The organism is Shigella sp. FC1967 (genome assembly GCF_001743005.1).
Taxonomy (GTDB): Bacteria; Pseudomonadota; Gammaproteobacteria; order Enterobacterales; family Enterobacteriaceae; genus Proteus.
In genome coordinates, this window is the sequence record NZ_MIIZ01000943.1 from 19,425 (window position 1) to 30,871 (window position 11,447).

Genomic DNA, 11,447 nt, shown 5'->3' on the forward strand with positions numbered 1-11,447 from the left:
CTTTGTTATCCAAATAAAACATCAGCAGCACTTTTACTGCCGTTACTGTTGCCAGTGACAAGACCGTCCTCTGACATTGCTTTGCCTATCTTGGCAAAAGCCCGAATAATCTCTGGGTGATTACCTAACCCTGTTTCTGTTAAATACAATTTCAAATCATCAGAACCATAGGTATCTAATGCCTTTTGTGCCGCACCGATAGATTCAGCGGAACCAAGCTCTTTATCTGCTTTAACAGTTTCAGCCCATTGCTCTGTCTGTTTTTGCCAACCATCATTGATTTGTTTCTGAATAGCAGGCATGATTTTAGAGCCATAAACATCAACCAGTTTTTGCGCTTGTTCGTTGTTTAAATTCAGCTCACGAGCAATCGGCTCAAAGACTTCTAATGCACCTTTATCAAGCTCTTGCCCTTCTTCTGGTGCTTTAAATTCATACTTTTCAGGCGCACCTACATCTGATTTATTGGCATCATTTTTCTTATCAGCCGGCTTGCCCTGCTCTCCACCATTCTCTTTTTCAGTGCTTTTAGTAGGATCATCACTATTTGCTGGTGGCTCATTTTTATCTGTTGCTGATGTTTCTTGAGTAGGTTCCGTTGCTGTACCGCCACCACCTTCACCTCCATCGCTGTGTTGCTCGTTATACAAGCGACGCATAATTAATTTCTGCCATAAGTTCATGACTGCTTCTCCCATTCTTTAAATTTTGGTTAAACGCTTGGTGTAGCTGCTTCATTTGCCATTTGCGCATAAAGCTCAGGGCAAACTTGGTGTAATTGATTGAAAACTTTTAATCCATAGTTACGTTCTCCCTCTCTAAATGCCATTGCATAGGGATCATTAGAAAAAGAGCTACGAAATACGCCAGAGTCAGAAATCAAACGCCAAATAACAGCACGCCCAGCTTCTGTGGACATAACCTCTTTTAGCTGTTGTTCCTCTTTCTCTTGCCTATTTTTTTGTTGAATATCGTATTCAGTGCGAGCGATTCTCTCGTCTTCATACGCATCAAATGGATGTGTCATTGAGCACCTCCACCAGCCATAGCGGACAGAGCACTATCATTATCAAGATTGGTATCACTGAGTGTTTTAGCACCATCAATAGCGGACTGCGCCATTTGCATCTGTGCCATTTGTTGCTGTTGTGCTTGTCGTTGTTGACGTATGGCTTGTACTTGCTCATTGGTTGCAACGATTGTTGGAGAGACACCAATTGCCGATGCATAGTTATCAATAGCATCATCAGCGTTAAGCTTATCTAATGCTTCTGGTTTAACTCTTGCCAGATTGCCAACGAAGCCCGCAAAACGTTCGATACTGCCAACACCAATCGCTTTCTGTGCCTGAGCCATAACAGAAATGTACTCAACCTTTAGATCCATTCCCTGCATTTCATCAGGTGCAATGGGAAGTAAGTTTTTATTTACTAAGATTGAGAAAGTGCGATTAATCAGCTTGTCGAGTAACTCAGAATCAAGGCGTTGCAGAACAGGCCCTAATTGCAATAGCTTCTCTTCACGCATTTCAACAACGGCTTCGATCGGCATAGAGCGCGTATTCACCATTTGCATCATGCGGAACAAATCAACAAAGTAAGCGGTATCAATCAGTTGACGGGTATCTTGAACATCTTCAAGTAGTGCTTTCAATGCTACGGGTTGAACATCAAAAATCGTTTGAATTTTATTAGTAGGATTTGCCTCATCAAGATAGTTAATGCCTCCGGGTATGGTATTTACCCGTTGGTTTTTTAATGAGGCTGGCACTTGTAAAGGTGGATTGGTCAGCTTATCAATCATCTGCGCTTTACGCTTTTGCATTAATTGAAGTGCTTTAGTACCACCTAACGCCAACATACCAGGGCAAGATGAACCGTAAACATCTTCACCATTAACTTCCCAACGTGGCGCCATAATAGGAAATTCATCATAGCCAGACTCACGTAACACTTTCTCGTGATCACCCGCCACTTCAAGATAAACGGATTTAAAAGGCTTGTGCTTCGCCTCTAACTTTCCTGTTTGTCGTTCAAGGTTTGGATATACGGCATGAACCACTTCAATCCATTGGCTGTACTGGCTTGAATTCCACATTGATTTAACAGTGTCGCTAACGCTATCAACCCCGAACTCCATTACCAACTGGCGAACGGTCATCGTAAATTTGCGATAGCAAACATCAACACTCAGGCTTGGGCTATTTGCAATGTAATAACTGCCAAGAGGGAAATGAACGGTACGGATAATACGCTGGCTATCTTCAACAACCGCCATTGCTGCAGTGCCAAAGGTACCTAAATCCCCATACATCAACGGTAATGACTGATAGAGATTAGAACGATTGAACACTTCGTTCATACGCTGTTCTGTGGTTTCTAACCAAAGTTTTACAGGGCCATAATCCATTAAATCAGGATCAGGTGTTGCTAAACGAAACCAAGGACGAGCAGGACTTGTAATGCCTGACATCATGCCACTGGAAAGCACCGATGAAGCTAAAGATGCCGTAGGGTCAATAATCTTACTATTACGGCGATCACCTCGATTAACCTCAGATGCAGTAAAGCGCGTACTACGAGGACGAGTGAAATCTGACAATTCACGCCAATGCGGTTCAAATGAGCTACGCTCTGTTTCCAACTGATTAAGTTGTTGCAGTAGCTGTTGTTTCAATGGCGTTGACATAGTCACCCCTTATTGACCAAGCAAGGTTTTACCGCTGGTGGATGCTGAACTTGTCGCACCCTGCGCACCCGTTAGTAACGTAGACTTACGACCTGCGGCTGCACGGCGACGACGCATTTCATCATCACGACTACCCGTTACTGCCGCATCTTGTTCTTGAGGTGCTGCCTGAACTGGTGGAGGGGTAGTAATTTTTGGAGTTGAGCCTAATCCGCACATAATTCACCCATAGATTAAATTAACCAATATTGCATATTAAATTAATAATACATGTTATTTGACAATATTGAAAATTATAACTACCATTTTGGTTATGCAATGCCACTGCATTTTTCTCGGTATTGTTACCACGACAGCGTGCTTTACCTTAGGACTGTTTGCCCTCTACTCCAGAGGCTTTTTTTTATGCGAATGGATCGTAATCTGAATTGCTGACATTAACGCCAGAATGAGGTGAGGAGTAATTTCTATCTATTTTGGTGACTGGATAGGCGAATGTCAGTGCGAGCGCATCACCTTTACCCGGTGAACGACCAAGACGCTTTTTAATTTCTGTTTTATCTTCTAGTACAATCTTGCTATCAATAACACGAACTTTGTATTCACCACATGACAAATCATCTGCGGTTTCCTGATCATCAATAGCCCCGCCAATTTTTAGCCATGTCTTAACGCTGTTATACATTTCACCGCGTTTGTTTAGCATTTGTGGATCTGTTGATGCACCACCAAACTTAACTAAACGCCACACGCGTCCCCAACTTGTTCCAATAGAGTGAATACCGGTACCGTAACCAAAATCGATATGAACAGCATCAGCCTTGTATTGATCTTCAAAGTCAGCAATGCGCTTTGCCATAACAACATCGTCAGTTGTTTTAAAGCCCGTCCACAAACACTTACTGAATAAACCTTGACGCAGATAAATGACTGCATCATCAATACCAGAATAGGCAGGGTCAACACCAATAATTACGGGCGCATGAGCAACTTCAGCTTGTGTGACAATGCGTTTCATGGCTTCATCGGTTAAACCTGTTGGAATAAACTGTAGTTCTGATGCTGACGGGAACACACCACGAACACGAACTTTAAAGAAGTCGCTATCTTCGCCGTAGTCCTCCTCCCAGTTTTTAATCTGCTCTTTGTTGCTACCTTCAACGGTACGGCTATCAATCTGCTTGGTGTTCCAACGATGTTTAAACTTACGAAAACACTCACGAAAGCGCCCTGTATTACGGGTTGGGTTACCGAATGCAATCCAAATGATTTCGGTGCCTTCATCCGTTAACGCCCCTTCTGCAACTTCCCATACCAGATCGGCAATATTAGATGCTTCATCAAACACCAAGATAATACGCTTACCTTTGTTGTGAAGCCCTGCAAATGCCTCTGTATTGTTCTCAGACCATGGCACAGCGTCAGCACGCCAAGCATTAGCATGATTAGGATCGTTTGAGTAAATAGCTGTCTTAGTACAAGTAAACCAATTATTGGTAAGTGATAAGCGTTGCCACTTCGCTATTTCTGGCCACGTTTTAGTACGTAGCTGATTTTCGGTGTTGGCAGTGACGACTACTTTACAATCTTCGCAGGTATCCATGCCCCACTTGATGATCATTGAAATAAATGCAGATTTACCAATGCCGTGACCAGAAGCACGAGCAAGTAATAATGGCTGGTGGCGTGTCTTTGGATTGCGTAGATGTTCACCGATTTCATTTAATGCTTCGGCTTGCCACTGACGAGGACCATTATATTCTTCAAGCTCTCCACCAGCTTCCCCCCACGGAAACGCGTAATACGCATAACCTAATGGATCATGCGTAAATGATGCGATATCTTCAATGAGTTGTTCTTCTGGTGATTTCTGCAAAGCTTCTGACATTACTCAACGCTCCCTTGCTGAGCACGTTTACGAGCAGATGCCAACTTATCAGCAAGCGATACGTTTACATCAACCTGTACGCGGTCACGGAAAGCGTTCACATCAACGTGTTTACCTACCAGCTCCAATACGCGTAGCTTATCCAGTAGCTTCACTTTTTTGACAATCACATTCTCATCAACAACCGCAATTTCAAATGAAGCAATACTTTTCCGCCACACAGTAGGCCAATCCTTGATAAGTTTGATGTCACCATTGTCATTGAGAATATCAGCAATATCCGCATCAAGCATATCAACCAAGCGCTTGAGAACATTGTCAGCACTCATCTTGGTGCGCTTATTGCGCTGTTGCATAAGTTGTGCGATACGCTCTTGAATACGGGGATCAGCCATTAGCTGTGATGCGCGCTTGCAAGCACTGCCAGAAGCATATCCAGCAGAGATTGCAGCATCAGTTTGATTATCGGGGGATTTGATATATTCCTGACAGAAACGTTCCATCTTGTCGTTGATAGGCGTTGGCTGTCGTGCAGGTTTCTTTCTTGGTCTTTTGATAGTCATAATCATCACCTCTTTGGTTATTATGGCTATTCAAAATATAACATTCAAATCTAATTAGGTATTAATACACCAATTTAAAACCCCAGTATTCGAGGGAATTAAAATAGAAATGAACACCCGACGGCTATCTGGTTGACAAAATCGCGTCAACCAAATTTCTATTTTGCTATCGTTTTGTCAACCAAGTTAAGCTGTAATTCGCGATATCCATAAGTGACCCAACATTTAGCATCACCAGATAAACAGCATTGCTGAACGGGTAACTGTTCGCCACAACGCTCACACTTACGCTTAGATAGCTCCTCAGCTTGTCGCTTATACTCCGCATCATCTTTACGAATAAGCATCTGTATGTATTCAACAACATCATACTGTTCACGACCAGGCATACGTAGAACACAATTACGCTGTAACATCTCCAGCTCTTGATTATCCACCAGCAGTTCAATCTTCGTTACGCCAAGTTCCTTTTGGCGCTTACGTTGTAATGCCTTACGTTCAGCAGGTGATTTAGCCATTAAGTGACACTCCAATCACAGTAACAACGACACACCAGAATACAGCGAATAAAATGTACTTAGTTAGCATTTATCAGCTCCTCAGGTATCTCAACTTCATCACCTATCTCAAGCATAACAACCGCTAGGCAAATAGCTTCTTGAGCAGTATTAGCAGTGGCATAATCACCCATTAAATGTGGCGGTGATGCATAGCAATAATTAACCCCGTCAACTTCTTCAAACATTAAATCAATCCAGTAGTTATTTATAAACTCACCACACTTTAACCAGTCGCTAGATGGGCTATATACACAGTTATTAGCATCAACAATAAACTCTTTGCCAATACGAGCATCAACGCCAACGGCTTTACCTACTGCCCAATCAAGCGCTAATCCTTTTAGTTTTGAGGTTTTAATTTTCATCATTCACCCTCTGGTATTGGTGGGAGTGGCATCCAGTGAGTTACGAATCTAGCTACTGTTTCGATTAACTCGCCATCTTCTTTGGTGATAATTTGAAATGAACAATACTCGTGAGTTGCTAAATATATAAATCCATCAATATCGACAACTAACACCTGTTCGCCATTTTCAGGCAATCTCTCACTCACCTTAACCCAATTAGTTCCCTGCATTAGATGCCTCCTTTTGGTTTAGTCTTTTAACAAACGCATCAGAATCAATTCTTAAAAGTCGATTCATAACTTTTTCACAACGATATGGTTTGTGCATTTTTCGATTGCGATCTGCTGTCTTTTTCCCACCTCTCACATATCTACGCTTCCGTGTCATTGCTTCATCAGCGTAGAGCCACATCAGTTTTTTTAAATTCTGTTCCTTTCATCTAAAAATCCTCTTGCGTGACATGTCACGATTGTTTGATTTATTGAATAAGCCTAATAGCATCAATTTCTTGGCTCATAATTTCTTCCCAAACTCATTCAACGATTAATTAACTCAGTCACTAACTTAACGAATGGTAATAAGTTCATGATTTTCTGTATTTTCAGGTAACGTTACCCCTATCTTCCCTTGTTCACCACAAAGCTTTGACGCGCTGATATTCCACACCCTGCAATCCTCATCAAAGATGGCGTCCATAACGGCTTTAATCAGGTTATCGACATCAGGACGTTGCTGGTGAGGTTTACCATTCATCTCAATGCGTTTCTTCTTGCTCCATGATTTAGGCATAGGGATAACAAACGTTAAGTGAGCACCGCTTTCAGGTAACGTAAAACGGTTAGCTCTCATTTCGTCACAAAAAGCGTGGTACTTAACGACAACCGGTCTTTTCTTCCATGCGTCACGTTGTGTCATACGTGGCTTTGGTACAGGATTGATATAATAAATTTGCTGTTTCATGCACGTACCGCCACCAGCATTGCGTTCATACGATTATGAATATCAGCAATCTTTCCATGCTGTAACGGCGGTAAACTCTTTCTGACGTAGGTTAGTGAGCCTTTCTGACAGATAACGTGCTTATCCGTAGGTTTTGCTGGCTTCTTGGTCATTAGAGAGGCTTCTTTTTTGATATCTAAATCACGTAGACGCTCCATGTAATCAGGCGCTAGGGTGTATACATAACCAATGCCGACTACCGCTCTGCGTTCTACAACGGAGCTTTCAATCAATTTAATCAGTGCATAATTGGTTGTTGAACGGTTCTTCTTTCCCTTGAGATCAGAAGCAATTTCCGTTATCTCGTTAACTGACAATGGTTTTTTATTGTCACGTAAAATATCAACAACTAAATCCTGCATAAATTTCATATACGATAACCCTTAATAGATTAATCATTATGGTTAATATATCCAATTTGGTTATGTTTTCAAGTATAAAAAAAACAGAGTTTTTAATTAAACTCATACCTACTTAAAACGCTCTCAAATCGTCTATACGCTGTTTTCACTACTCAGACACTCAATCGCATACCTACAACAAATAAAACTCACCAGTGTTTATTACGCTAAGGATTTTAATATCCAATAAACCTTATACCGATTTATGTTTACGTTTATCAGCATTTTCTAATAAATCTATCCATGCAGGTCTTGGTCTGGTTTTATCTTCAAGTCTTAACGTAGGCTTAGGTATGACCTCACCTCGTTGCACTCGCTCAGACCACATACGGATCATTTTATTTAATTGCTTCTCAACCTCCGCTTCTGTCAGCCTAAGGTCATATACCTTTTGCCTAAGGTCAGTGAAGATCCAATACTGCACCGGATGCCTAAATGGGTACATCTCAGCACTATGATAATTGCATCGTCTGGCTAGGTATTTATTGAAATCTCTCAGCATTTCATCAAGTGGAATTCCAAAAGCATTCGCATCTACCAACTTGTCAGAAAGCATTGAAATAACATCAGATAACTCTGGTGGCCACGGATTACCATTGCTACAACGCTCAATGCAGAATTTAAATATCAAATCGAATTGATCGCTATTCAATCCGCTGAGTGCTCGTTTCCACATCAATGAGGGTTCCGTCCCGTTCTTGTTTGTCCATTTCTCCCCATAGAACTCCGTCATTTGTAGCCAAAGAGTCGAGATACTCTTGCCCATGTTTTTCTCTGATTTTGTGCTCCACGAGTTGTACGGCTCTTGATTTGCCACTGTTTGGATCGAATTTAAATTCTGATTTGCCATTATTATTTACTCCAGTATTGCTGTTATTCGCTTTAGCACGTTGGAATTTAATACTTTTTGCCAATGCCATTTCCCATTGTTCGTGATGTTTAGCTTTCCCCTCGGCTTTCCAGTATGTAATAAACTCGGCAAGTTCAGTTGGTTTAACTGGCTCTGTTAGTGCATGCCCCCAAAAAGCAGATTTACGTAAAAAATCGCTATCAGGTTCCCATTCATCAAACATCACGAATTTACCGTCAACGCTAAAACCACCAGCAGGAACTCTGTCATTTAAAATGGCATTATCCACATCAGGCAAATTTCCTTCGCGCGCGTTACAGAGAGTTGTTTTAATACTTCCTTTCCCTTCCTTTCCTAAAGGGAGTCCTACCGTATCACTACCGTAGTCATATGGTAGTAGGTTCATCTCTTTGATTTTACTTGGTGTTTTCTTGTTTACGACTTGATGTTTTGTGAAATTATTTATTAATCCAAAGTGCTTCCCATTTTGGGCAGAAAATAAGCTGATATAGCCACAGTTGGAAAGCTCCTGTAGTAGTACCGGAATACTACGGGAGGTTTCACGTATTGGAAAAACAGCCGCTTTTATTAGCTTCGGATTAGCATTGAAATAGCCTTCATCATCAGCGTAATTTAATAGCCCTATCGCCAATAAACACGCTGACTCAGATATTTCAGCCATATCCTCATCAGTCCAAAATGTTGGCTTAATAGTCCTGATACGGGCCATATCACCCCCTGATATTGTCTTCATAAGCAATATTTCTATTACGAGCCATCTTTAATAATCGGCTGACTTCTTTTCTGTAGTTGGATGAATTAATTGCGGAACATTCAACACAAACACCATTACTGGTAAAACGCTCAGAATCATGACCATGTCTACATAATTTTCCCGTATAGAAACGACTTAAACCATTTTCAATGGCTTGCTTTCTAGTCACAATTTTCATCATCACCTCTTTTTTCTATGATTAGTTAGCAATAAGATTATCCATTATTTTAAAATAGATCAACCTAAAAAGATTTATTGGTTACCAACAAAAAATTAAGGACCACCGAAGTGATCCTTATCAATAAATAGCCTTTGAATTATTATCGAATAAAGAAATTGATTAATTGCTCTCTGGTTGTATCTGCACCGAACTCAATACAAATATCATATAACTTATTGAGTTTACTTAGTGATGGTTTGCGTTTTGCATAGCGTAGCTGATGTGATAGATACAGTTGGCTATACCCCGTTCTTTGAGAGAATGCTTCTCTTTGCTTAATCGTTAAGCCATTCCAAAATTTTTTAAAGTCGAAAACTTCCATACATTCACCTAATTGATTAACCTAACAATGATAATAATCAATTTGGTACTTTACCAAAAGGGTTATTTATCTATTTAATACACCATAAGTTAATCAAATTTGTATAAAGAATAGACACCAAAGGACTTGGAAATGAAAAGCATTGCTGAAATTAGAAAAGATAATCTGATTTATATTATTGAGCGTTATTACGAAGGTAAGCAAAAATTGCTGGCTGATGCTCTTGGTGTAGCACCAAGCATGATCTCTCGTTATCTGTCACCAAAAGATTTAAAGAGTCACCGTGAACTCACTGACCCAATGTCACGTAAAATTGAATACGTAACAAAAATATCTAAATATTGGATGGATGTAGACCATCTAAAAATCGGCCACGTTGAGTCAGAAAATGAAGAATATATTCCAACAGAAATTGGAAAAATAATTTCAGATAATATTACGACATTCATGCTAAAAGACGGTATCAAATCAAGAGTGAAACTCGCCATTGATTCCGGGTTAGCTCAATCAACCGTAAATCGCATTATCAATTGTGAAGCCAGTGCAACTGCTGAGAGCATCGATGCAATAGCCAAAGCAATGGATCGCCAAGCATACGAACTACTAATCCCTAAAAATAACAAAAGCGATATCAATTACGATAGAAAGTTATATGCTAGATTACCTGCAAGCGAACAATCAGCAATTGAAAATTTTATTGAGTTTATTATCAATAAACACCATCCAAAAGACCTTGAGTCATCAGCTGAATAACGCAAAAAAAACAACCAAATTGGTTAATTTTATATTTTTTATTTTACATTAATTAACCATTTTGGTAATTTACATTCCCTTATTTATGCGCCATAGTGATTATTCATCAGCAAAATCTGATGTCGGGATTGGTCTCCTGATAACTACGAAGGCGCATACACCGCGCAAGCGGTTTTTTTGTATGCGAAATACAGCTACACCTATTCAATGGTGGACTGTGCGGAGGCACCTCAGGGTGCGCCGGTTCCCTTTGTAGCCGGTAAGACCAACTCCGTACAGTTCACCACCAGTCTGATTGGTCTCAGCTGTGGTGATTAACCTAACTACAAAGGTGATCTCCATGACAAGTTTAAGTATTTCTCCATCTAATTTACCCTCCATTGTTCATAACAATATGCCAGTTATTACTACTGAATTATTGGCTAATGTTTATGAAACAGATACCAAAAACATCCAAATGAATTACTCAAGAAATAACCAGCGATTTATTGCTGGTAAACATTTCTTTAAACTCACAGGTTCTATTTTAAAGGATTTTAAAAACAGACCCACTAATTGTTGGTCTGTTGCAAAGCAAGCTCGTAGCTTAATTCTATGGACAGAACGTGGTGCTGCACGCCATGCTAAAATGTTAGATACCGATCGCGCATGGGATGTATTCGAAATTTTAGAAGATAACTATTTCACTAAACATAAACCTAATACTCGTATCGGTAACTCATTACCAAACAACGCATCAACAGAAGAATTACTAGCACTTGTCGATCAGTTACAACGCACCATCCATGAAGGTGAGTTTATCCCTGCCAACCAATGCAAATTCCCACTTACCAACAAAAAACCATCTCAATTAATCGATGAATTTGCTAATAATCCTAATCAGTGCGTTTTGCATAATGCTATTTCATATCTAAAGAAGTGTGGAAACAATGTTACTGAAGCAGAACGAGCTTTAAATCACATTCGTTTTTCTCTTATTGAGTTACATGAAACAATCAGAGAAATACGCATTCACAATCAAAGAGTTGAAAAAATAACTAGGCATTTATAACGTTTTTAGGCACTAGAATAAACTGGTGCC

General features: G+C 40.2%; 18 protein-coding genes. 3 read left to right on the forward strand and 15 right to left on the reverse strand.

What is annotated here, in order from left to right:
- Positions 1–5 precede the first annotated feature (5 nt).
- From BHE89_RS16415 to BHE89_RS16490, 15 genes are all read right to left on the reverse strand, one after another.
- Positions 6–683 (reverse strand): peptidase, encoded by a 678-nt coding sequence (locus BHE89_RS16415; protein ID WP_069368914.1) that lies wholly within the window; start codon positions 681–683, stop codon positions 6–8.
- 29 nt (positions 684–712) lie between these two features.
- Positions 713–1,027 carry a Bbp19 family protein gene (locus BHE89_RS16420; RefSeq protein ID WP_069368913.1) on the reverse strand — a complete coding sequence of 105 codons (315 nt, stop codon included), beginning with the start codon at positions 1,025–1,027 and terminating at the stop codon, positions 713–715.
- Complete coding sequence (locus BHE89_RS16425; protein WP_069368912.1) at positions 1,024–2,688, reverse strand: portal protein; 1,665 nt, start codon at positions 2,686–2,688, stop codon at positions 1,024–1,026. The genes BHE89_RS16420 and BHE89_RS16425 overlap by 4 nt, the downstream gene beginning before the upstream one ends.
- Before the next feature lie 9 nt (positions 2,689–2,697).
- Positions 2,698–2,907 (reverse strand): hypothetical protein, encoded by a 210-nt coding sequence (locus tag BHE89_RS16430; protein ID WP_020945812.1) that lies wholly within the window; start codon positions 2,905–2,907, stop codon positions 2,698–2,700.
- 184 nt (positions 2,908–3,091) lie between these two features.
- A complete protein-coding gene (locus tag BHE89_RS16435; RefSeq protein WP_004243357.1) occupies positions 3,092–4,576 on the reverse strand; it encodes a hypothetical protein in 1,485 nt (494 codons plus the stop codon).
- Positions 4,576–5,139 carry a terminase small subunit gene (locus BHE89_RS16440; protein ID WP_286139002.1) on the reverse strand — a complete coding sequence of 188 codons (564 nt, stop codon included), beginning with the start codon at positions 5,137–5,139 and terminating at the stop codon, positions 4,576–4,578. Before BHE89_RS16440 ends, BHE89_RS16435 begins: the two co-directional genes overlap by 1 nt.
- A gap of 158 nt (positions 5,140–5,297) precedes the next feature.
- A complete protein-coding gene (locus BHE89_RS16445) occupies positions 5,298–5,657 on the reverse strand; it encodes a hypothetical protein (RefSeq protein WP_069368910.1) in 360 nt (119 codons plus the stop codon).
- A gap of 59 nt (positions 5,658–5,716) precedes the next feature.
- The gene (locus BHE89_RS16450; RefSeq protein ID WP_069368909.1) at positions 5,717–6,064 is read right to left on the reverse strand and encodes a phage protein NinX family protein; all 348 of its coding nucleotides are present in this window, start codon (positions 6,062–6,064) and stop codon (positions 5,717–5,719) included.
- Positions 6,064–6,276: a DUF551 domain-containing protein gene (locus tag BHE89_RS16455; protein ID WP_069368908.1), complete on the reverse strand. Its 213-nt coding sequence runs from the start codon at positions 6,274–6,276 to the stop codon at positions 6,064–6,066. The genes BHE89_RS16450 and BHE89_RS16455 overlap by 1 nt, the downstream gene beginning before the upstream one ends.
- 334 nt (positions 6,277–6,610) lie before the next feature.
- Positions 6,611–7,006 carry a RusA family crossover junction endodeoxyribonuclease gene (locus BHE89_RS16465; RefSeq protein ID WP_069368906.1) on the reverse strand — a complete coding sequence of 132 codons (396 nt, stop codon included), beginning with the start codon at positions 7,004–7,006 and terminating at the stop codon, positions 6,611–6,613.
- The gene (locus BHE89_RS16470; protein ID WP_069368905.1) at positions 7,003–7,416 is read right to left on the reverse strand and encodes a hypothetical protein; all 414 of its coding nucleotides are present in this window, start codon (positions 7,414–7,416) and stop codon (positions 7,003–7,005) included. Before BHE89_RS16470 ends, BHE89_RS16465 begins: the two co-directional genes overlap by 4 nt.
- Before the next feature lie 223 nt (positions 7,417–7,639).
- Positions 7,640–8,122, reverse strand: a complete 483-nt coding sequence (locus BHE89_RS16475; protein WP_069730301.1) for a replication protein P — start codon at positions 8,120–8,122, stop codon at positions 7,640–7,642.
- Positions 8,091–9,026 carry a DnaT-like ssDNA-binding domain-containing protein gene (locus tag BHE89_RS16480; RefSeq protein ID WP_049211516.1) on the reverse strand — a complete coding sequence of 312 codons (936 nt, stop codon included), beginning with the start codon at positions 9,024–9,026 and terminating at the stop codon, positions 8,091–8,093. Before BHE89_RS16480 ends, BHE89_RS16475 begins: the two co-directional genes overlap by 32 nt.
- A 1-nt stretch (position 9,027) precedes the next feature.
- A complete protein-coding gene (locus tag BHE89_RS16485) occupies positions 9,028–9,249 on the reverse strand; it encodes a hypothetical protein (protein ID WP_004250866.1) in 222 nt (73 codons plus the stop codon).
- A gap of 142 nt (positions 9,250–9,391) precedes the next feature.
- Positions 9,392–9,613 (reverse strand): hypothetical protein, encoded by a 222-nt coding sequence (locus tag BHE89_RS16490; protein ID WP_069368904.1) that lies wholly within the window; start codon positions 9,611–9,613, stop codon positions 9,392–9,394.
- A 132-nt stretch (positions 9,614–9,745) separates the two neighbouring features.
- Between BHE89_RS16490 and BHE89_RS16495 the strand changes: the two genes are divergently transcribed.
- From BHE89_RS16495 to BHE89_RS16505, 3 genes are all read left to right on the forward strand, one after another.
- Positions 9,746–10,366, forward strand: a complete 621-nt coding sequence (locus BHE89_RS16495; RefSeq protein WP_069368903.1) for a helix-turn-helix domain-containing protein — start codon at positions 9,746–9,748, stop codon at positions 10,364–10,366.
- A 177-nt stretch (positions 10,367–10,543) separates the two neighbouring features.
- Positions 10,544–10,684 (forward strand): ash family protein, encoded by a 141-nt coding sequence (locus BHE89_RS27150; RefSeq protein ID WP_128860637.1) that lies wholly within the window; start codon positions 10,544–10,546, stop codon positions 10,682–10,684.
- Between the two features lie 22 nt (positions 10,685–10,706).
- On the forward strand, positions 10,707–11,417 hold the full coding sequence (locus BHE89_RS16505; RefSeq protein WP_069368902.1) for an ORF6N domain-containing protein: 711 nt from the start codon (positions 10,707–10,709) through the stop codon (positions 11,415–11,417).
- The last annotated feature ends 30 nt before the right edge of the window (positions 11,418–11,447 follow it).